This is a genomic window from Bifidobacterium asteroides (genome assembly GCF_048001765.1).
In the GTDB taxonomy this organism is placed as follows: domain Bacteria; phylum Actinomycetota; class Actinomycetes; order Actinomycetales; family Bifidobacteriaceae; genus Bombiscardovia; species Bombiscardovia asteroides_K.
Window position 1 is genome coordinate 54,163 of the sequence record NZ_CP181447.1, and the last position, 20,111, is coordinate 74,273.

Annotated in this window: 17 protein-coding genes and 2 tRNA genes; 8 read left to right on the plus strand and 11 right to left on the minus strand. The window is 57.3% G+C overall.

Translation table 11 applies throughout. The annotated features are described in order from the left end of the window. The first annotated feature begins 860 nt into the window (after positions 1 to 860). Positions 861 to 1,658 (plus strand): hypothetical protein, encoded by a 798-nt coding sequence (locus ACNAOV_RS00170; protein WP_416517459.1) that lies wholly within the window; start codon positions 861 to 863, stop codon positions 1,656 to 1,658. 230 nt (positions 1,659 to 1,888) lie between these two features. On the opposite strand, the gene ACNAOV_RS00175 is transcribed toward ACNAOV_RS00170, so the two are convergent. The 7 genes from ACNAOV_RS00175 to ACNAOV_RS00205 all read right to left on the minus strand — a co-directional run bounded on the left by ACNAOV_RS00175 (position 1,889) and on the right by ACNAOV_RS00205 (position 7,046). Then, complete coding sequence (locus ACNAOV_RS00175) at positions 1,889 to 2,833, minus strand: hypothetical protein (RefSeq protein ID WP_416517460.1); 945 nt, start codon at positions 2,831 to 2,833, stop codon at positions 1,889 to 1,891. A 493-nt stretch (positions 2,834 to 3,326) separates the two neighbouring features. Beyond that, positions 3,327 to 3,875, minus strand: coding sequence for a hypothetical protein (locus tag ACNAOV_RS00180; protein ID WP_416517461.1), 549 nt, complete (start codon positions 3,873 to 3,875; stop codon positions 3,327 to 3,329). Then, positions 3,872 to 4,309 carry a hypothetical protein gene (locus tag ACNAOV_RS00185; RefSeq protein ID WP_416517462.1) on the minus strand — a complete coding sequence of 146 codons (438 nt, stop codon included), beginning with the start codon at positions 4,307 to 4,309 and terminating at the stop codon, positions 3,872 to 3,874. The genes ACNAOV_RS00180 and ACNAOV_RS00185 overlap by 4 nt, the downstream gene beginning before the upstream one ends. Before the next feature lie 535 nt (positions 4,310 to 4,844). Next, positions 4,845 to 5,075 carry a helix-turn-helix domain-containing protein gene (locus ACNAOV_RS00190; protein WP_416517463.1) on the minus strand — a complete coding sequence of 77 codons (231 nt, stop codon included), beginning with the start codon at positions 5,073 to 5,075 and terminating at the stop codon, positions 4,845 to 4,847. A 313-nt stretch (positions 5,076 to 5,388) separates the two neighbouring features. Continuing rightward, on the minus strand, positions 5,389 to 6,672 hold the full coding sequence (locus ACNAOV_RS00195) for a tyrosine-type recombinase/integrase (RefSeq protein WP_416517464.1): 1,284 nt from the start codon (positions 6,670 to 6,672) through the stop codon (positions 5,389 to 5,391). 190 nt (positions 6,673 to 6,862) lie between these two features. After that, positions 6,863 to 6,935: transfer RNA gene (locus ACNAOV_RS00200), tRNA-Ala, on the minus strand. Positions 6,936 to 6,972: 37 nt separating this feature from the next. Continuing rightward, positions 6,973 to 7,046 (minus strand) — tRNA-Ile (locus ACNAOV_RS00205). Between the two features lie 104 nt (positions 7,047 to 7,150). On the opposite strand from ACNAOV_RS00205, the gene ACNAOV_RS00210 reads away from it, so the two are divergent. Together ACNAOV_RS00210 and ACNAOV_RS00215 are read left to right on the plus strand one after the other, a co-directional pair. Further along, positions 7,151 to 7,759 (plus strand): M48 family metallopeptidase, encoded by a 609-nt coding sequence (locus ACNAOV_RS00210; RefSeq protein ID WP_416517465.1) that lies wholly within the window; start codon positions 7,151 to 7,153, stop codon positions 7,757 to 7,759. A 481-nt stretch (positions 7,760 to 8,240) separates the two neighbouring features. Then, positions 8,241 to 9,008, plus strand: a complete 768-nt coding sequence (locus ACNAOV_RS00215; protein WP_416517466.1) for an SDR family oxidoreductase — start codon at positions 8,241 to 8,243, stop codon at positions 9,006 to 9,008. A 109-nt stretch (positions 9,009 to 9,117) separates the two neighbouring features. Here the strand turns inward: ACNAOV_RS00215 and ACNAOV_RS00220 are convergent, their stop codons facing one another. The 3 genes from ACNAOV_RS00220 to ACNAOV_RS00230 form a co-directional block, all read right to left on the minus strand. Next, the gene (locus ACNAOV_RS00220; protein WP_416517467.1) at positions 9,118 to 10,377 is read right to left on the minus strand and encodes a Na+/H+ antiporter NhaA; all 1,260 of its coding nucleotides are present in this window, start codon (positions 10,375 to 10,377) and stop codon (positions 9,118 to 9,120) included. A 408-nt stretch (positions 10,378 to 10,785) separates the two neighbouring features. After that, on the minus strand, positions 10,786 to 11,265 hold the full coding sequence (locus ACNAOV_RS00225) for a Dps family protein (RefSeq protein WP_110416651.1): 480 nt from the start codon (positions 11,263 to 11,265) through the stop codon (positions 10,786 to 10,788). A 235-nt stretch (positions 11,266 to 11,500) separates the two neighbouring features. Then, positions 11,501 to 12,877 (minus strand): hemolysin family protein, encoded by a 1,377-nt coding sequence (locus tag ACNAOV_RS00230; RefSeq protein WP_416517468.1) that lies wholly within the window; start codon positions 12,875 to 12,877, stop codon positions 11,501 to 11,503. Positions 12,878 to 13,033: 156 nt separating this feature from the next. Here ACNAOV_RS00230 and ACNAOV_RS00235 point away from each other — a divergent pair, with 156 nt between their 5' ends. Both ACNAOV_RS00235 and ACNAOV_RS00240 read left to right on the plus strand, forming a co-directional pair. Next, positions 13,034 to 13,597, plus strand: coding sequence for a peroxiredoxin (locus ACNAOV_RS00235; protein ID WP_015021096.1), 564 nt, complete (start codon positions 13,034 to 13,036; stop codon positions 13,595 to 13,597). Positions 13,598 to 13,717: 120 nt separating this feature from the next. Next, positions 13,718 to 15,469: an FAD-dependent oxidoreductase gene (locus tag ACNAOV_RS00240; protein WP_416517469.1), complete on the plus strand. Its 1,752-nt coding sequence runs from the start codon at positions 13,718 to 13,720 to the stop codon at positions 15,467 to 15,469. A 157-nt stretch (positions 15,470 to 15,626) separates the two neighbouring features. On the opposite strand, the gene ACNAOV_RS00245 is transcribed toward ACNAOV_RS00240, so the two are convergent. Further along, a complete protein-coding gene (locus tag ACNAOV_RS00245) occupies positions 15,627 to 16,640 on the minus strand; it encodes a LacI family DNA-binding transcriptional regulator (RefSeq protein ID WP_416517470.1) in 1,014 nt (337 codons plus the stop codon). Between the two features lie 310 nt (positions 16,641 to 16,950). Here ACNAOV_RS00245 and ACNAOV_RS00250 point away from each other — a divergent pair, with 310 nt between their 5' ends. The 3 genes from ACNAOV_RS00250 to ACNAOV_RS00260 are packed head-to-tail and all read left to right on the plus strand — an operon-like array spanning position 16,951 to position 20,084. Next, positions 16,951 to 18,204, plus strand: coding sequence for an ABC transporter substrate-binding protein (locus ACNAOV_RS00250; protein WP_416517471.1), 1,254 nt, complete (start codon positions 16,951 to 16,953; stop codon positions 18,202 to 18,204). A 34-nt stretch (positions 18,205 to 18,238) separates the two neighbouring features. Continuing rightward, positions 18,239 to 19,219 (plus strand): carbohydrate ABC transporter permease, encoded by a 981-nt coding sequence (locus ACNAOV_RS00255; RefSeq protein ID WP_416517472.1) that lies wholly within the window; start codon positions 18,239 to 18,241, stop codon positions 19,217 to 19,219. A gap of 1 nt (position 19,220) precedes the next feature. Next, entirely contained in the window at positions 19,221 to 20,084 is an 864-nt protein-coding gene (locus tag ACNAOV_RS00260; RefSeq protein ID WP_110412261.1) for a carbohydrate ABC transporter permease, read from the plus strand. Positions 20,085 to 20,111 lie beyond the last annotated feature (27 nt).

The following is a 20,111-nucleotide window of genomic DNA, read 5'->3' on the forward strand; positions in this document are numbered from 1 at the left end:
CCCCCAAAAGCTCGACTACGCGATATGACAGATACAGAGGTCTGAAGTCACGTAGCAGCTAAACGAGACGCGTTTCACTTATGTTCAAAAATATAAAGAGAGCTACGGGAATCTGAGCCTAAAATAGAACGTGCATGAGCCAATCAGTAAAGGCTATACTTAAAGGACAAGGCCATTGAATGCACATGGTGGGAGGATAATAGAATAGATTTGCCGCAAGAACCAGCAGATTCATGATATGAAGTAATCAATAAGAGATGAGTCTGTAACTGATAAATAGCTATAAATAATCTTAAAAACCTACCTGTGGAGCTAGCCGGGCTCCGTACATTCACAATTTTACTTGTAATTGCAACGGTTCTCATCAATGAAGATCAAATTGTAACCTATTTCGTAACCTATTATTGAACAAACCTGGGACTTAATGACTCAATATGAGCAACTTCAACTCGAAGTTTCTGCCATTGATATGTTTCAGTTTCAGATAAGGTAAAAAGCAAGCAAAAGGAATGTCATGTCTGCGTGGCACGTGTGCATGACATAATAAAAATGCCGCGGCATCCAGTACATGGCACACTAAGTTTGCAACGGCAAGGACGGGCCGTTAACTGGGGATGGCCGTCGGTGGAGAGAGAAGGGCGACTGTGAAGGAAAACGGGAGCGGGGACACCTCGAGACGCAGGCCTGCGGTCATAGTGGTGGTCCTGGTGCTGGTGGTAGCTGTCATCTGCGGCGGGGGACTGTGGTGGCATAACCACGCGGTTCGGGAACACGATCAAGCCCTCACGTTATACAGGGCGGCGGTCAGGGACTATGCAAGCCAGGAGGGCCGATACCGCTCGTACCTGGACTCCGACGAAGTGAAGTCCGCTTCTGCCATCAAAGAGGAAGAGGTCAGCGATGCCAAGACAGTCCTGGCCATGTCCAGGGATGTGAAAACCACCAAACCCGCATCGAGCAGGAAGACCAGTGTTAAAACCGCCCTAACGGGGGATGCATCCACCGGGGAGCTGAAGAAGGCGACCGAAAACCTGGCCTCACAGATTTCGAGAATGAAGGCAGAAGTCAGGACCATCAAGGCCAAGGTGCTCGCCGTGAACACTTCTAAGGCCCACAAGCTGCTCTCCGACGCTATAGGTAATGCAGACAAGATCCTCGCTGATTCCAGCGGCAAGGTGCCCGATGGGGACCACTCCCGTGATGAACTGACCAAGACCCTTGACTTGGCCAAGAAGACCCTTGAGGACAGGAAATCGGTTCTTAAGACCTTCACTGATGCCAAGACCACCCTTGACACTAAAACTCAGGCTGTAAACAATGCTGTTAATGCTAAAGCCGCTCAGGATGCTGCTGATGCCGCTGCTGCACAGTCCCAAGCTGCGAGCGCTGCTGTAAGCGGTGGTTCTGGTTACAGTGGTGGTTCTTCTTACGGCAGTGGAACTGGCTATAGTGGTGGCTCTGGTTATCGTGCTCCCTCTGGTGGTAGTGGTTATCGCGCGCCTTCTGGTGGTGGCTATAGTGCTCCTTCTGGTGGCGGTTCTGCTCCTGCACCTGCTCCTTCTAATGGTGGTCATCCTACTTGGACTGGAACTACAGATGGCTCTAATGCTACTGGACATTGGGATGGTAACCATTTTATTGGTGAACAAGAGTTCTGATATTCTTTAGAAGAATATCCGGGTTCTCCTCCTGTTTATCGGGATTAGAACCCACTGTATAACTGAATAATTGAATTAGAGTTTGGTGATAGGTTTTGATGCGAGCTACTTCTGTTCCTCCCTCCCCATATTAAATGATTGGTTGCCATAAGCGGCTATAGCTGCTGGTGGGGTTCTAGTCTCTGCAATTGAATTATGATGCCACTGATCTGACGCCTGGTCTGTGTAAATCATGGTTTCAATAGGCTGATTATCCTGGATGGATCATTGACGAATTCCGATTGCCATGTCTCGGCACTGATGACCTGGACGAGCTTGCCTTTCCCCATATCATCCCGGGTGATGTCCTCATCGCTGGACCCAGCGGCGTGCGCATGGTCGAGGAACCTGTTCCACAGGCTATCCAGAACCGAGTCTTCCCGCCTGCAGCGATGACTGTAGTTCAGTACCCGACGGCCTTTCATGACCTTCTCGATGGAATGCAGCACACGCCAATACTGCTGGTCGCCCCCCATGGCGCTGCTCCAGGTAATTTCACCGGTTGCCTTGTTGGCCACATGAAGCCCCGACTTATCCCATGAGGCATCTTCCCCTTTCCTGAGCGGGAACCAGAACCTGGCCAGCTTCTCATCAAGGCACAGGTACGCCAGCAGCTCGAAGAACCCTACCGACTCACCGCGTCCAATCTTGCCCTGGTCGTTGAGCATCTCCGCTGCCGCATGCCTGGCATCCGCCTTGTTGACATACCTGGATATTCTGTCGGACATCGCGTTGGTACTGGTCAAAGGCAGCATCGAGAACCCCTGAAGCGAGCAGTCGAAATGGTCGGCTTTCAGGCTCTTCTTCCATCGCCTATACAAACGGGACCCCAGCGCGAAGTAGTCGGAATACCCTAGGGGGTGTTGAAGCAGCAGCAGACAGTGCAGGTGGAAATGGTAGCCGCTGTTGCGGTTCCAGGTGACCTCGACGGTGCTGACCATGCCGCAGACTCCGAATCTCCTCCGGTCGCCCAGGCTCCGGGTCCCGCCGTTCCAAGACCCACCGGCTGTCAAAGCACTCCGGGCATGACCCAACACGTCCATCAGCTTATCCGGCAAGTCATCAAGGGAATGCCCGATTGTGAACGTGGCGAACAGGACCTGATGGCCGATGCCGTCCCCGAGTCCATCATGCATGAACCAGTCCAACCCCCTCGACAGCTGGTCCACCCTCTCGGCCGCTATCGACTGCGAACACCTCGCACACCGCCTAGAACCGCAATGGTACAGGCCACTGATATACCGCCTAGCCCCGGTACCCTCACCGATCTGCATCACCGACAACTGGCCTTCACCACCTGTAGAGGCGGGCCGGGGACTACGAGAACAACAGCGGATGGATGGCAGTGAGGAGGCGCCCCATTGCAGGGCCTTCATCCGCCAGCGCAGCTCCCGTGCAGCGGCATCATCATTCACTACCGGGCCGCCGTCTGATAGTTCCCCTTTTATCAAGGCCTCGCCATGCTCGGCTGCCTCCCGGACTCCGCTCTGCTCCGCCGCCGCTACGCGGCTCTGCTCCGCAGGCTGCGCCTCCCGGCACTTGCTACCCTTCATTATGACTCCTTAACAAGAATGGGGAAGCCGCCAACCGTTCGAACACGAATGACGGCTTCGCTGATCAATACCCAGCTCAGGAACCGTGGACCTTGTTGAATAGTTGCAACGAAGACTGCAGCCTGAGCAACGAATCCGGTGAGGAACAGGGCCTTGTCGTAGCCAGCATCAGCGAACTGCGCTCATCACCGAGGGATGTGTACTTCAACTGGTGGGCGGACGGAAGCTGGGGCAGGACTCGGTCGATGACCTGACGCATATATTCGGAAATGGTGAAATGCGAATCAGGCTTGATGCTGATACGAGCCCTCCCCGAATCGTCGATTTCCACTGACCGGTAGGCCCAGGCCATAGGGAACTCGGGCAGGAAACCATCGGAGGCGTGCAACTGCCTGATGTAGAACTCCCTAACCAGCTCACAGCTCAGCATCCAGAAGGGCTGCATATAAGACAGATACTGACGCATCACGGAGCTGTAACTGGCGCACACTTTGTGGGCAGCCTCCTGGGTCTGTTTGTCATGGGCAGTGAGAAACCACAGAAGCCTGTGCTTATCGATGTCCTGTGCCTGTTGGATAACCGGCACAGTCGCGCAGTCATCCCATAGCCTAAGTCTGAACTTCATGACTTACCCCCGGACTTCTTGTCCTGACTGTCCAGCCGGAAGGTGATACCGGACGAACTGGCACCATCTGCGTCCTGGACATGAACCGCATCAGCGGATATGGTCACGTATTTCTGGCGGCCGTCCCCATCACGCAGGGTGATGGTCAACCCATCGAATACCAGAACAGTGCCAAACCCGATTTGCCTACGGGTGGTCTCGTCCATAGGGACCCGGATCGTCAGAGGCGATGGCACATCCCGGTGGAACGAATGCCCCATGCTCATCACGGAAACGTCGTACACCTGCAATCCGTTCCTGGTGACAGATACGGGCTTATGGTCGGGATGTGCATTACGCTCTTCCCGGCTGATGAACTCGGTCACGGGGTTCACGGCCTCAAGCGACCGTAGACCCTGCAACAGGTCCTCTATTCTTAAATCAACTGAAGCCATACCGGCTCCTTTCTTTATGCGGCCCGGGCGATGAAAACGCCAAGGCCAATCAAATACCCCTCAACCGAATGCACTTGACACGGTCTACGGGATTGCAATGGAGGCAAGTGAACACCCGGGACCTCTTTTACCGGAGATGTCCAATCAAAGCCCGGGACTTGACCTGTCTCCTGATACTTAATTGGGTCGAAGGCGGCCATAGGCCCATATGAATCGAAACTGCACCGTTCATCCCAGGAGAAGGCCAGACAGCACAACTCACAGGGCAGGAACCTCATAACGACCCACGTTTCTTCCAGGAAACAGAAAACAATGAACAGAACAAACACCGACGAACAGAACAACCAACACCAGATGAATCCATCACCCGGGGGGGGGGGGGATCTAACGCTGTCCTCAGCCAACAACCATCCAATTAAAAAGGCCATCGAATCAGTTTTTTCTGGAATATGAATTCCACGGAATCGGACCACCGTGTGCAAAGGAAGCCGTATATTAGTTCCCTTACTATTAAAACCAACCATCATCGTCTCCATCACAGGTTGAACGGGTGACTGCACAGCTCCATTACGCTGGACTTGGTGATGACCACCTTGCGTTTGGTGGTGTGCAGAGCCACAAGCTCGCGGGAGGCTATCAGCCGGTTCACGCTGGATACCGACACCCGAAGGAACTTCGCGACCTCATCCTTAGTCAGCAATTCGGGCATACCGGACAAGTCGGGGCAGCCCGGCTCAGGACCCTGAGCACATGTACGGTGCCTCACGACCAGGCTCTTTTTGTGTGTATCTGAATATTTCATGTTCCCAGGATGAGCCGCCGCTCCGTCTTAATCAATCACTGCTCCGAACACTCAGATTGGCGGTATCCCGGGCTTTTCAAGGTCCTTCTGCGCGATAGAACAGGGCTCCCTGCGGGTATGGGCGCGCTCCCTTGTGCATCGGCAATGCTCCCCCGGGACCGGAACATGCCAACCAGCCGGGTGAAGGGGCTTCGCTGGTCTTAAGCCACTTCCTGGAAGTGTGAAGGTTTTATGAAGCCGACAGCTTCGTCGGTATCCACCATCCACCGGAAGAGTATCAGCGTGCGGATATGTCCCCGAGTTCTGCCTCCAAACGGGCGACCCGCTCACGGTCGCGCTCTAGATCGGCGCGTGCTTTCTCCAATTCCTTACTCACCTGGTCTTGGGTCCTGACCGGCGCAACCAGCGCATCGAACACCCGGTCCATCACTTTGCGTTTGCCCGTATCGGTGGCACGCTCGTACAAATCCAGGCTGATTTCCGGGTCGGCATGCCTGGCAAGCTCCTGCACATCCTTGGGGGTACCGCCGACCCTGGCCGAGGTGGTGATGGCAGTGGCCCTCAACGTATGGAAATGCAGGTCAGAACGGTCCGCTGCCATTTTGGCCTTGTCGAACTGGCCGCGCAGCGTGTTGGGCGACATGATGGGTCGCCGTGCCGCATGGATGACCAGAGCATCAGACCCCGGGTCGCAGAACCGTTCCAGATGTGCCTTGAGCATGGGCACGAACCCTCGGGGAATGGGCAGGTCGGCCCGGCTGGTATCGGTCTTGGTCTCTTTGAACCCCAGGGCTCCCACATCCCCCTCGCCACGGGTCAGAGCACGACGTATGCGCATGATTCCATGCCGGAAGTCAATGTCCCCGCGCTGCAAAGCGCACACCTCCGAGATGCGCAACCCCATTACTGCCCCCAAGTAAATACTGATACGTGAATAATCCGGCATGGCCCGGTAGATGACCTCCAGTTCCTCACGGGTGGCGGCGGGAATCTCCGACTGACGGCTTCTGGGCAGACGCGGATTGGGCCTGGTACAGGGGTCCTGCTCAATCAACCCCTCCGCAAGTGCCTTACGCATGACGGCCTTGAGCATCTGATAGGCGCGACGCAAGGCATGCACTCCATCCACATACCCGCCGTCCAGCCACGACTCTACAACCGGCGCGGTGATATCACCGACCATCATGTCCCCGAAGAACCCGTCCAGGTGGGACAGGGCCTCGCGCTTCTTGCGCATCGAGGCGGCAACGGGGCGACGGCCATCGGCCGTGCGGTACCCCTCGACGAAATCGCCGGCATAATCACGGAACCGGACCACCGCAATCTGCTTCTGCCGCTCACGCTCGGCGGGGGACAGCCATCTGACATGATCTCGGAAGCACTCGTCCCGGTATTTCTCCTCTGCATCCAGCCAGGCCTGCGCCATCGCTTTGGCCCCCAACGGGAACCCCTTGTACACACGCTTGGACGGGTCAAGCGGATTGACGTACCTGGCTTTCAGAGACACCGCATCACCGCGAGCGTTCTTCCTGAACGTTATCGTGCCGAAACTCGAACGCATGGCTTTTCTCCTAGGCATGATGCCCGAACCTCTCAGCCTGGGCGCGTAACCTAACTCTAGGTTATCCCGGGCAGTCCTGGACCATCCTGACAAGACACCGATACCCGCCTGGATACCCGTTAACCGTTGGAAACACAAGGAAAACCATATGAAAAAAGGTCTCCTAGCGGAAACCCAGAAACACTACCTGTGGAGCTAGCCGGATTCGAACCGGCGACCCTCTGCTTGCAAAGCAGATGCGCTACCAGCTGCGCCATAGCCCCGTGAATGTGTAAAGAACTTCAACCGCACAAGAATGCGTGGGCCTGGGAGGACTTGAACCTCCGACCTCATCCTTATCAGGGATGCGCTCTAACCAGCTGAGCTACAGGCCCATGCCGTGTGACCGAAGAATCACACAAATGGATAGCTTACCATAGTGTCCCCTCAAGTCAATCTCGGCGGCGTCGCGTCGCGTCCTGGCGGAAGAATGGTGGCCATGAGGCGGAAACGGCGTGCGGAACCAGTCCGGTCGGAGCAGTTCGAGGTCGGTGGCGAGACTGTTCTGGTCATCAGGAAGCGGATCGCCAACGTCTATCTGCGGGTCAAGCCGCCTGACGGCCATCTGGAAGTGACGGCGCCTCTGGCCCTGAGCGACGACCGGATTCGTGCCTTTATCGACGGCAAGCGCCGCTGGATCGCAACCACTAGAGAACGTCTGGCCCGCTCGCGCGATGTCTACGCCCAGCCCGGAGCCGATGGTCAGCTGTCGCCGGACCGGTCCGAGGCCGAAGCCAAGAGGATTCTCCAAGAAAGGCTGCCGACTTTGCTAGATCGGTGGGTCCCTGTGGTGGGTCGCCGACCCGAGCGCATCAGTCTGCGGAAGATGAAAACCCGCTGGGGCTCCTGCACCCCCGCCACTGCCAGCATCCGGCTCAACACCGACCTGGCTTGGCTGGATCCTGACCTGCTGGAGTATGTGCTGGTTCACGAGCTGACCCACCTCTACGAGCATGGTCACGGACCCGGCTTCCGCGCGCGGATGGATCGCTATATGCCCGACTGGACCGAGCGCCGTCGTCGACTCAACGGCTATCTGGCTTTGTGACCCACGAAGCTTAGACGTCTGAAGCTATGACTTTGAGAGCCATGAATCCTGGGGTCATCAACTCCACGTGATTTCTGAATTTGTGCAATGCAAGCTTGTAAATTACGAACCTGTGGCATCATACGTGCTGATGATTTCGCGCCCGAAACCTGCTGGGTCTTCTGGTGCGAAGTTGGATTGGTTTTTGATGCGTCCGGTCTATCTTGATCTAACCCGTCTATGTGGTCTGATTCAGACCGATCTGACTGTGAGCTGTTCTGACTCAATTAATGTGCCTTGATTAGTTCTGATCCTACTTACTCAAGGCTGGTTTAATGCGCCACATTTGTCATCGAAGACCGACAGGAGACTGCCGCAGCCCATGATGGTGCGCTAGCGTTGAGGAAGAGGGGTGATTCTGCAGCAGTTAGGTAGGGTCCCTGTGACCCGGAGACGTGTGTGGAGCCGATCCGGGGCAATCGATCATGAAGGAGCGGATGAGATGACGGAATCCAAGAAAACAATCAAGCGTGCCGTGGTGACCGGCGCCTCCAGCGGCATCGGCCAGGCCAGTGCTCGGGCCTTGGTGGACAAGGGCTGGAAGGTGGTCGGCCTGGCCCGGCGCGAGGACAAGCTCAAGGCTCTGGCCGACCAGCTGGGCCAGAACTTCACCTATGAGGTCTGCGATGTGACTGACGAGGACTCCACGCAGGCGGCGGTCGAGGCTGTACTCAAGGGCGGGCCAGTTAAGGCTTTGGTCAACTGCGCCGGCGCAGCCTTCGGCAAGGATCCGGTGGCAACCTCCAGTTTGGACGACTGGCGCGGCATGTACGAGCTGAACGTCATCGGCACTCTGCGGGTCATCCAGAAGCTGCTCCCGGCCCTGAAAGAGGCGGAGGGCACGGTCCTGGTGATCTCCTCCACGGCAGGCATCGAGCCTTACGAGGGCGGCGGCGGATACTGCGCTTCCAAGGCGGCGGAACGGGTCATGGCCCGCATTCTCCGGCTAGAGCTGATAGGTCAGCCGGTGCGCGTGGTCGACATCGCTCCGGGCCTAGTCCACACCGACGAGTTCTCCCTGAAACGGTTCGGTGGCGATAGCGACCGGGCCGATGCAGTCTACGCCGGGGTGCCCGACCCGCTGACCGCCGACGATATCGCAGGATGCGTCACCTGGGCCCTGGAGCAGCCCGACACTGTGGACATCGACCAGATTGTGGTCCGCCCCCGCGCTGAGGGCTCCTACACCAAGCTCTACCGTCGCAGCTAAGCCTGATAAGGGACCGATTCTGTCAAAACTGATTCTGTCAAAACCGAGTTTGGCAGGCTGATTCTGGCAGGAACCGGGTCTGGCAGAGGTTGGGTCTTGGCAGCTAAGCCTATGCGTGCCTGGCGGAACGCAGTCTACCGGGGATAGTGCCCACGGCCACGATGAGTACGGACAGGACCGACCCTGCCAGCACGCCCAGCAGGGCTGACTCCAGGTGCGGGGATCCGGCGAAGGCCAGGTTGGCGATCAGGAAGGACATGGTGAAGCCGATTCCGCAGAGCTGGCAGAGGCCGATCAAGTTCCCGGTCGTGGAGCCGGCAGGTCGCCGCAGCCCCAGATGCCCTGCCAGGACCAGCATGGTCATGATCCCCAGGGGTTTGCCCAAGGCCAGTCCTAGCGTGGCGCCCCAGAAGACCCGGTCAGTCAGCAGTCCGGGTCCCAGCTGATCCAGGGAGATGGACAGCGAAAAGAAGGCGAAAAGGGGCAGGACCACCAGGGCGCTCAAAGGTGTCAGCAGGCGATCCAACTGTTCGGCAGGCGATGATGCTTGGATGTGGCTCCGTCCAATCCCTGTTGTCTCGGTTCCAGCTGGATTGGCCCCGGTAGATTCTGTTCCTGATGGTTCAGCCTCGTGTGACCTGGCAACAGGGGTCAACAGGCCCATCGCTACTCCCGCCAGCACCGGGTGGATTCCAGCCTTGAAGAGGCCGTACCAGGCCAGCAGGCCGCCGACAAGGGCACCCAGCAGGAACAGCGGCATCAACGGTCGCCAGAGCCGGAGGGAACGGCTCGCTGCTCGAACCAGCAACGCCCAGACCACAAGGCCGGCCAGGCAGACAAGCAGCCAGCTCGGTTGTCCCAAACTGGAGTAGCCCAGAGCGATCAGCAGGACGCCAATCAGATCGTCGAAGATGGCCAGGGTCATCAAAAAGGCCTGTAGGGCGGGCCCGGCCTTGGGCAGGAGCAGCTGCAGAGCCGCCAGGGAGAAGGCCACATCGGTGGCTGTTGGGACAGCCCAGCCACGCAAACCGGCGGGGGAGCCCAGGTTGAGCAGGCAGTAGATCAGGATCGGAACGGCCACGCCGCCCAGAGCGGCCAGCATGGGCAGCAGAACCTGCCTGTGGTCGCGCAGAGTACCTGTGGCGGCCTCCTGGCGCAGGTCAAGACCCATGATCAGGAAGAATATGGTCAGCAGCCCGTCCTGTATCCAGTCCTTCAGGGACAGGTTCAGTTCACCGGGCAGGTCCAGAGGAATCCAAGCGGCAAGAGCCTTCAGCCCCGGCCCGGTCTCTGGCAGATTGGCCAGGATCAGCCCGGCCAGGGCGCAGGCCATCATGAATAGGCCAGTTATCCGATCGTTTTCGGCCAACGATGACAGGACGGCGAAACAATTTGAACGATGATGTCTGTTGTGCCGGCCTCTGTCAGATCCGCCCTGCCCACGCTGTGGATTTGATGGTTGGGCATTCGATGGCTCGGAATTCTGGTGCGAATTCGAATCGTCGTAATCCTGACGACGTGGATTGATTTGAGATGTCGGGAATGTAGGCGTGGGCGGCATGATGCTCCTGGTCGGGCGGATAGGGTTCGGTCTTCCTTGGCCGACCAGTCTTCCCGGCATGAGGCGGCGCCCGGCCGTCTCCCAGATGTCAATTCTATCTTGTTCAAAGAGTTATGCCAGCGGCTCTGCACCTTTTACGATGTAGGGCCGCTGGCATACCGCCTATCGTGGGCGGCGATGAGCTCTCAGAGCTCAGAAACCGAGTAACTCAGTAACTCAGAACAGGTGGCTGCGCATGAACCACTGGAAGTGCTCCAGCTCCTGCACGTGGTCCTGCAGAATGTTGGAGCTGACGATGTCCAGGTCGTCCAGCTCCTTGATGGCCTCGCGGTCGCGCTTGATGAAGGTGGTGTAGTAGGTGTCCAGGGCCTTCAGGTAGTCCAGGGCATCCTGACGGCCGGTCATGGTGATGCCATCCCAGTCGCGGTTCTTCATGATGTCGTCGGGCCGTCCGGCGGGGGAGCCACCCAGGGTGGCGATGCGCTCTGCGGTCTCGTCGGCCATGTTCAGCACCGAATCGACCTCGGGGTCCATCATTTCGTGGATGCCGATGAATTCCTTGCCCTTCATGTTCCAATGGGCGTGCTTAAGGATCAGGGCAGTCTCCTGTTCCTGGCTCAGACGGCTCTGCAGGATGGCGACGACCTTTTCGCTGGTCGCTTCGTCGAGTCCCGGTACAGTGAAGTTCAATGCCATAATCGCTCCTTAAATATGAAATTATGCCTGCGGCCGGCTCAGCCCGACCTTGTATCTCCAGACTAGAGGAAAAAGCAAGGAAACGCTTGGATTTTGCGGGAATCAACCAGTGAAATCATTCACGGACCATCGGCTACGCTGACAGTCATTTTTCCTTGACTGGCGTGAGGGCGGTCGCCGGCTGACTGCCAGCCAATCACTGGCTGGATGATAGTAGGATTCGGTTAGACGATAGCTAGGCTCTGGTCGCAGTATCGTCTCGGCCCGCCTTGGATTGGCCGTTTCCGCGGTCGTCATCCTTGTCGGCTTGGTCCTCGGCCTCCTGCCGGCGTCTGACCTCGATGGTCTCGATGCGTCGCCCGTCCACCTTGGTCACCACCATGTCATACCCGTCGTCGGAGTGGACCACATCGCCCACCTGCCCCATCCGTCCGGTCTGAGCCAGGAAGTAGCCGGCCAGGGTCTCGTATGGCCCATCCTCCAGCTCGATCCCGGTCAAGTCGGCGAAGTCCTCGATGGTCATGCCGCCGTCAACCGTGGCAACCCCGTTGATGAAGGCGGTTGCCTGTGGATGGGCAGGGTTCTGCTCCTCGGGCAGGTCGTACTCGTCGCGGATGTCGCCCACCAGCTCCTCGGTCATATCCTCCAGGGTGACGATGCCGTCGGTGCCCCCGTACTCGTCGATGACTACGGCCAGGTGGATGCCCTTCTTGCGCAGCTTCTCCAGGCTGGGCAGGAGCCTGGAGGTGCCGGGCAGGGCGATGCCGGGCCTGGTCACGTCGGCCACGGTCTTGGCATGGGGGTTGCGCACGTCCATCAGGTCGCGCACGTGGACGAAGCCCAGCACGTCGTCGAAGTCGCGGCCGGTCACCGGGTAGCGGGAGTAGGGCTCGTCGTGCACGAATTCGACCGCCTCCTGCAGCGGCATGTCCCCGGCGATGAAGACCACGTCGGCCCTGGGACGCATGACCTCGGCCACGCTGGTCTCGGAGGCGTCGAAGACATCGCCCAGGATCATCCGCTCGTCCTTGCTCAGGTTGGTGTTGGATGAGACCAGCATCCGCAGCTCGTCGTCGCTGACCTCGGTGTCGGTCTGCTGGGGGTCGAAGCCCAGGATGCGCACGATGAGGTCGGTGTTCTTGCCGATCAGCCAGATCAGCGGCCTGCACAGGGTGGTGAAGACGTCGATGGCCGGAACGACGGCCCTGGCGATGGCCTCGGTGCGCTGCATGGCGATCCGCTTGGGCACCAGCTCGGAGATGACGATGGAGCAGTAGGAGATGATCAGGGTCAGAATCACTGTGGTCAGAGTGCCGGCCAGACCCTCGTGCACGCCCCACCCGGTCAGGACGGGCACCACGTAGGGGGCGATGGATGATGCGCCGAAGGAGGCCGAGAGGAAGCCCGTCAGCGTCACGCCGATCTGCACGGCGGAAAGAAAGGTGTTGGGGTCGCGGGCGATGCGGGCCACCCGGGCGCCGCGCGCGTCCTGCTGCTCCATCTGCTCCAGCTGCGAGCCTCGCAGGGAGACCAGCGCCAGCTCAGTCCCCGAGAAGACGGAACCGAGCAGGAGGAAGAAGAGAATGAGCAGGATGTTCAGCCATAATGCCATGCCTTCAATGCTAGGGTATGGACGCCCCATGTGCCCTATGTCACACCCCAGCGGTGAACCTCCGTCTTCCCCATATAGCGCTACCTGACTAGCATGAAACACGGAAGCAGGTTCGGCTTCAAGCCGACATTCCCAACGCTCCCGAAAGGATTTTTCATGTCACAGCTTCAGCACGAATTGACTGAGTTCACCACGCAGGCCTACCAGGATAACAAGACCTTCCCGGTCTCCAAGAAGGATCTGCTGGGCCACTGGTCCCTGCTCTTCTTCTACCCTGCGGACTTCAGCTTCGTCTGCCCCACCGAGCTGGAGGATCTGGCCAGCAAGTACGAGGACTTCAAGAAGATCGGCTGCGAGATCTACTCCGTCTCCTGCGACACCGAGTTCGTCCACAAGGCCTGGCACGAGGCCAACGAGAAGATCGCCAAGGTCCAGTACCCCATGCTGGCCGATCCGACCGCAACCCTGGCCAAGGACCTGCAGACCTACAACGAGGCCGAGGGCAAGGCCGAGCGCGGCGACTTCATTCTGACCCCTGAGGGCAAGGTCGTGGCCTACGAGGTCATCTCCTCCAACGTGGGCCGCAACGCCGACGAGCTGCTGCGCCGCGTCCAGGCCTCCCAGTTCGTCTACGAGCACGGCGATCAGGTCTGCCCTGCCAAGTGGGAGCCCGGCGAGGACACCATCGAGCCCAGCCTGGATCTGGTCGGCCAGCTCTGATCCGCAGCTGCCAACATCGGGAACTCGCCGATCGGAAGCGACCAGGGCGGGTTCCCTTTTCTGTATTCACGACCAGCATCCAAAACAGCACATCCGTGCATTCCTTCGGAAGAGGCATTCATGACTGAAGACAAGAATCTTTATGACGTGGTCGTCATTGGCGGCGGCCCTGCAGGCCTGAGCGCAGGCCTCTACCTGGCCCGGGCGCGGTATCGCACCCTGATCCTGGAGAAGGACGACTTCGGCGGCCAGATCACCATCACGGCCGACGTGGTCAACTATCCGGGCGTGGCCAGCACCGACGGCCGCAAGCTGACCGAGACCATGCGCCAGCAGGCCCAGAACTTCGGAGCCGAATTCATGAGCGCCGAGGCCACGGGCATCGAGGCCCAGGGCGACATCAAGGTGGTCCATACCTCCCGGGGCGACCTGCGCACCTTTGGCATCCTGATCGCCACCGGCGCCAGCCCCCGCAAGATCGGCTTCCAGGGCGAGCAGGAGTATGCGGGCCGCGGCGTGGCCTACTGCGCCACCTGCGACGGTGAGTTCTTCACCGGGCGCGAGGTCCTAGTGGTCGGCGGCGGATTCGCAGCTGCGGAGGAGTCGGTCTTCCTGACCAAGTACGCCACCAAGGTGACCTTGCTGGTGCGCGAGGAGGACTTCACCTGCGATGCCGCCGTGGCTGACGAGGCCCGGAACAACGACAAGATCGAGATCCACTACTCCACCGAGCTCAAGGGAGTCTCCGCTGGCCCTGGCGGACTGGTCGAGGCCACTATCCTGGACCGGGAGAGCGGGCAGACCACCACTTGGAAGCCCCAGGACGGCGGCACCTTCGGCGTCTTCGTCTTCGCTGGCTACGTGCCCCAGACTGGCATGCTCAAGGGCGTGGTGGATCTGGACGACCATGGCTACGTGCTGACCCACGACTACCTGGAGACCTCGGTGCCGGGCATCTACGCCGCCGGGGATCTGCGGGTCAAGAACCTGCGCCAGGTCATCACCGCCACCTCTGATGGGGCTGTGGCCGCCGTTGAGCTTGAGCGCTATGCCTCCAACATGTCTGACAAGACCGGCCTGGTGCCGCCCCGACCCGAGGATTCCCCCTATGCCCGCTCCGAGCGTCAGGCCGAGAACTCCGCCCTGGCCTCGGGCACCTCGCCCGCTCCTGTGGCCCAGGAGCACGACCAAGCTACGGCTAAGACTTCCGGCTTCTTCGGGCCCGACATTCGCAAGCAGCTGGACATGGTCTTTGGCAAGATGACCGGAAAGCTGGAGCTGGCCCTGGACCTGGATGGCAGCCAGGTCTCCAAGGAGCTGGAGGCCTTCGTGGACGAGCTGGTCGGGCTCTCCGACGGCAAGCTGACCTCCAGGGTGGACTCCCGCACGGATGAGGACGGCAAAGATTATGATCCTGCCGGCGACCTGCCAGATGCTCGGCCCAGCGTGCGCATCTGCCGGCTGGACGATCAGGGCGTCTCCCAGCCGACCGGGTTGGCCTTCCATGGCGTGCCCAGCGGCCACGAGTTCAACTCCTTCGTCCTGGCCCTCTACAATGCGGCGGGCCCCGGCCAGCAGGTGGATCAGCCCACCTCGGACCGTATCGATGCCATCAAGGACCAGGTGGACGTGATGATGCTGGTCTCCCTGACCTGCACCATGTGCCCGACCACGGTCCTGTCCGCCCAGCGGGTAGCGGCCCAGAACGGCAAGGTGCGCGCCGAGGCCTACGACCTGGCCCACTTCCCCGAGCTGAAGGACCAGTACCAGGTCATGAGCGTCCCCTGCATCGTGATCCGTAAGGACGGCCAGGAGACCGTGGAGTTCGGCAAGAAGTCCGTTCCTGAAATGCTGGATCTGATCGGGGCCTGACCCTGGGTCCGAGCCTGAACAGAGCCTGAAAGGGCGCTGGTGTCATTGCTTTTGTGGCAGTGATGCCAGCGCCTTTTCTGATATATGTCACAGGTCTGCATTGATGAAAAACTATGGATATTATCCGGAACTTATACGGTTTGATTAGTTTGCCGTATCAGCAGCCGCAGGAGTGACGGATGACCAGATCCGCCTTGATCAGTTGTACGTCAGGGACCTGGTCCGGATCCAAGGCCGCATTCATGGCACAGGTGGCGATTTTCTGGGTGTCCTGCTGCATGGTGGTCAGCTGTGGCCAGGTGTAGAGGGAGTCGACGGTACCATCGAAGGAGACGATGGCCACGTCCTCGGGAATGCGCAGCCCGCGCTCATGAAGAGCCCGAAGAGCACCCATGGCCTCCATGTCGGAACCGGCGAAAATGGCCTCGGGCTGGTGGTCGCTGTCCAGAAGCCTGAGCGTCGCCCTATACCCTCCCTCGCGAGTGAAGTAGGACCGAATGATGCGGCCGGCCGGCAGATTGTTGTTCTGATGGGCGGCATACCAGCCCCGCACGCGATCATCTGTCCGGTCCTCCTCCGGGCCGCCGTAGAGCATGTCCACGCTGCAGAACTTATGCCCTATCAGGTGTTCGGTGGCGGTCATGGCGGAAGAATAGAAGTCAGTTGAAACGCTCTTGGCGTTCATGACCCTCCGAGGCTGATCCATAAAGATGAATCGGCTCTGGTCGAGGGGTGCCATGCTGATTTGGTCGTAGGTGCGTGAGGTGGAAAGGAAGATGGCATCAACATTGCGTTCGATTAGTTTGCTGATTGCATCCTCCTCCAGGTCCGGGTCACCTTTGACGTTCATGAACATCAATGAATACCCGTGGCGGGATGCGGCCGATTGCAGCTCGTTGTAAATGCCGGCGCTGAAAGGGTTGGAGGAGTCGGGGACGATGACGGCCATCATCTTTGAAAACCCGGTGCGTAGGGCGCGGGCAGTGGTGTTGGGGCGATAATCAAGGAGCTTGGCTGCGCGCCGCACCTTTTCTGAGGTCGCCGGCGCAACCCTTCTTGGCCCGTTGTTGAAGACATAGCTGACCACAGCAGTCGAAACTCCCGCTAGCCGTGCAACATCAGCTCTGGTGGCCCGCTTTCGACGTTGTTCGTGCGTAGGAACCTCTGCCATTGTCCGCCCCTTTTTAAGCATGAAAACACTTTGAATTACAGCGTATTCAATTCTTATGTTACTCGAGTATATTCCAATCAGCAACGACGCCCAGAGGGCAGGAAGAGACCAAGCATGGCCCGACAGGTGTCGGCTCAATGCTTTTAAAACAAAGGGTTGTGCATTATTCGAGAAGTCATGATTATCGGATAAAACCTAGATCATTTGACAAGAGAATCTACTCGAATATACTGAGAGATTACCGGAACACCTATTGCGAGGGTTTGCTTTAAGTGATTCGGGTAGATGACAACCTACAAAGGAGTGGTTGATGAAGAACGGCAAAGTAATCGCTTTGGGTATCAGTTGCGTCTTGGCCCTCGCACCTTTGGGGGCATGCGGATCATCTTCATCCTCGGGTGGTACAAAGACCTTGGAGTTCATGACCATGCAGTCTACGGGCACGCCACAACTTAAGGTCATTCAAAAGCTAACCAAAAAGTTTGAAAAAGCTAACCCCGGTATCACCATTAAGGCGAACCCGGGAACGAATAACAATCAGAACGACATCAGAGTGCGTTTGGCTGGGCACAACCCGCCGGATATCTGGGCCACCCATGGATGGTCGAGGGATCGTTATGGCAACTTCCTTGAGCCGATGCAGAATCGTCCCTGGGCAAAGAGACTGAAGCCGTTAGGCAATGAAGTCTACAAGACTTCCGATGGGAAATTCTATGCCCTGCCTGCGGATATACAGGTTTCTGGAATCATGTACAACGATACGGTTATGAAGAAGGCCGGTATCGACACCAAGAGCATTGATTCCTGGGATGCGTTCAAGGATGCCTGCGAAAAACTGAAGGCAGCCGGCATGACGCCTATAGTCAGCACTCCAAAGGACATGGGTGCCGTCGGCGATATTGCAGACTATATCCTTCCCGGCATGTATACCGACGCTCAGCTCAAGGAACTCAAGGGCGGAAAATTCGATCCTTCCATCTATCAGAAGTATGCTGAAATGGTCAGCCAGTGGACTAAGAACGGTTACTTTAATGTTGACTACACTTCCGCGACCCCAGATGATATCGCGCGTCTGATGGCTTCCGATAAGGCTGGTTTCTACTTCCGTTCGAACGGGAATGCACAGTTGATAGAGTCATACAATCCCAATGTCAAGCTAGGTATGATGCCCATTCCTTCCGCTACGGGCAAGCCTTACTTCTCAACGGGCGAGGACATGCTGACCTTCGGAGTCTCCAAGACGAGCAAGAACAAGGAAGCGGCCTTGAAGTTCATAGACTTTCTTGCAGAGCCCGAGAATCTTCAGCAGCTGGTCAATGTCAGCATGAACAATTCGGCTTTGACTGGTGTCAAATCTGCTTTGGGACAGTTCCAGGCCTCTTATGACTACTGGATGAAAGATAAGAAGACAGCTACGGTTCCCTTCTTCGACCGCAAGTATCTTCCCGGCATGTACAGCACCATGTCCAAGTCCACCGACGGCATTATCACAGGTCAATTGACTCCTAAGGATGCTGCCGATCAAGCAAAGACGGCCTTTGAAAATCTGAAGACTAAGAAATAGTCGCTACCACAAGAGTTTCCTCGGGAGCTTGATGATGACCGATAAAGATGAAATAAATGCGTTGCGAAGCCAGCCGGATCATTTGCCTGACCCGGCTGGTGGCGACGGTACGAGAGGAAATGCGCAGACGGTGGTCCATAAGCGCAGAAGATTCAAGGGTTCTTCGATCAACCTGTTCTATCTGCCGGCTGTAATCCTGCTGGTGGTGTTCATCATCTATCCGTTGATTTCGGGTATTGGCCTGTCGTTAACGAACTGGGATGGCTATAACGAAGCGAAATCCTTCGTTGGCTTGGCAAATTACAAGTCAATGTTCACGGATATGAATTTTATGCAGATCATCATCAACACCTTTATTTACGGTATTGGATCTACAGTAATTCAGCAGATTCTGGGTCTGGGTCTGGCGCTGTTGCTGAATACCAGGATTAAGGGCCGTACCCTGATGCGGGCTATCATCTATCTTCCTGCACTGGTTGCATCGGTGATCATGGGCATCATGTACTACTTTGTCTTCCAGTATCAGCAGGGGGCACTGAACGCCATACTGGGTGTATTCGGCGTACAGAAGATACCCTGGTTCAACAATGCCGCTTTTGCAGTAGCCATTGTAGTTTTCGTTAATTCGATGCAATACGTCGGTATTTCGATGATTATCTATTTGGCTGGTCTGCAGACCATGGATCAGGAAGTGGTCGAAGCTGCAGAGGTCGACGGTGCATATGGGTGGAAGAAGTTCTGGAACATTACCCTGCCTCTTTTGGCTCCCTCCTTTACGACGAGCGTCGTTCTCAATCTAATTGGAGGATTGAAGCTCTATGACCTTGTCAAGGTTTTGACGGGTGGGGGCCCAGGTTATGCAACCAACTCCATATCAACGTACATAGGAACCATGTACTTCGATAATCAGACAGCTGGGTATGCCTCTGCAATCGGCGTATTCCTGTTTGTCTTGATTGCGCTGGTGACCTGGCTGGTCAATAAAGGCTTGGCCAAGCTCGATTGGGAGGCCTGATATGGCAAGAGGCAAGCAAACGAAGCAGATGTCATATAGCCCTTCGGACTACCAGCGTGGGAGATGGGCGATTTACCTCTTTCTGATTATTGTCTGTATCTGCCAGCTGCTTCCGTTCTATCTAGCAATCACGACGTCGTTGAAGCCCTCTGACGACATGTCTCCATCTCTGGTGATGAGGACGCATGATCTGGCATGGAGCAACTGGACCCAGGCTGTAAATGAGGGTGGAATTCTGAAGGCGGTGTTCAACAGCGCAGTTGTGACTGTGTGTTCGACTTTCCTGGTCTGCGTGCTTGGAGCAGCTGCTGCTTATCCTCTGGCTCGCAGAATGACCAAGTGGAATAAGTTCATTTCAGCTTTCATTCTTTCCATGATGATGATTCCGCCCATGAGCATTCTTGTGCCCTTGTACACCTTCTTGGTGCAGATTGGAGGAATCAATAATTATTGGGGCATCGTAATAGTGTTGACGGCTGAAAAACTGCCTCTTTCGGTCTTCCTCTATACGGCTTTTATTAAAGCCATCCCCCCGGCTATTGATGAGGCTGGCGCACTTGATGGAGCCAATCACCTTCAGGTGTTTAACAGACTGATACTGCCAATGCTTAAGCCTGTGACGGCCACTGTCGTCATCATGACCGGTTCGGCTGTTTGGAATGAATTTGCACTATCGAGTTATATTCTGACTGACCCTCAATCTCAGACCATCGCTCCTCGTGTTGCTTCCTTCTTCTCTGTGAATACCAATAACCTTGGTATTGCTGCTGCGGCCGCTTTGATTGCCGCGGCACCCATGGTGGTGGCGTACATGTTCCTGCAGAAGTACTTTATTGCAGGCATGGTCGCGGGTTCGGTTAAGTAATTGAGGTAGAAAACCGATCAAGCAATA

Coding starts and splice junctions, on each gene's coding strand:
- ACNAOV_RS00175 (WP_416517460.1), bottom strand. CDS start 2,833: ATGCATGATGGACTCGGGGACGGCATCGGCCATCAGGTCCTGTTCGCC.
- ACNAOV_RS00180 (WP_416517461.1), bottom strand. CDS start 3,875: ATGAAGTTCAGACTTAGGCTATGGGATGACTGCGCGACTGTGCCGGTT.
- ACNAOV_RS00185 (WP_416517462.1), bottom strand. CDS start 4,309: ATGGCTTCAGTTGATTTAAGAATAGAGGACCTGTTGCAGGGTCTACGG.
- ACNAOV_RS00195 (WP_416517464.1), bottom strand. CDS start 6,672: ATGCGTTCGAGTTTCGGCACGATAACGTTCAGGAAGAACGCTCGCGGT.
- ACNAOV_RS00210 (WP_416517465.1), top strand. CDS start 7,151: ATGAGGCGGAAACGGCGTGCGGAACCAGTCCGGTCGGAGCAGTTCGAG.
- ACNAOV_RS00215 (WP_416517466.1), top strand. CDS start 8,241: ATGACGGAATCCAAGAAAACAATCAAGCGTGCCGTGGTGACCGGCGCC.
- ACNAOV_RS00225 (WP_110416651.1), bottom strand. CDS start 11,265: ATGGCATTGAACTTCACTGTACCGGGACTCGACGAAGCGACCAGCGAA.
- ACNAOV_RS00230 (WP_416517468.1), bottom strand. CDS start 12,877: ATGGCATTATGGCTGAACATCCTGCTCATTCTCTTCTTCCTCCTGCTC.
- ACNAOV_RS00235 (WP_015021096.1), top strand. CDS start 13,034: ATGTCACAGCTTCAGCACGAATTGACTGAGTTCACCACGCAGGCCTAC.
- ACNAOV_RS00240 (WP_416517469.1), top strand. CDS start 13,718: ATGACTGAAGACAAGAATCTTTATGACGTGGTCGTCATTGGCGGCGGC.
- ACNAOV_RS00245 (WP_416517470.1), bottom strand. CDS start 16,640: ATGGCAGAGGTTCCTACGCACGAACAACGTCGAAAGCGGGCCACCAGA.
- ACNAOV_RS00250 (WP_416517471.1), top strand. CDS start 16,951: ATGAAGAACGGCAAAGTAATCGCTTTGGGTATCAGTTGCGTCTTGGCC.
- ACNAOV_RS00255 (WP_416517472.1), top strand. CDS start 18,239: ATGACCGATAAAGATGAAATAAATGCGTTGCGAAGCCAGCCGGATCAT.
- ACNAOV_RS00260 (WP_110412261.1), top strand. CDS start 19,221: ATGGCAAGAGGCAAGCAAACGAAGCAGATGTCATATAGCCCTTCGGAC.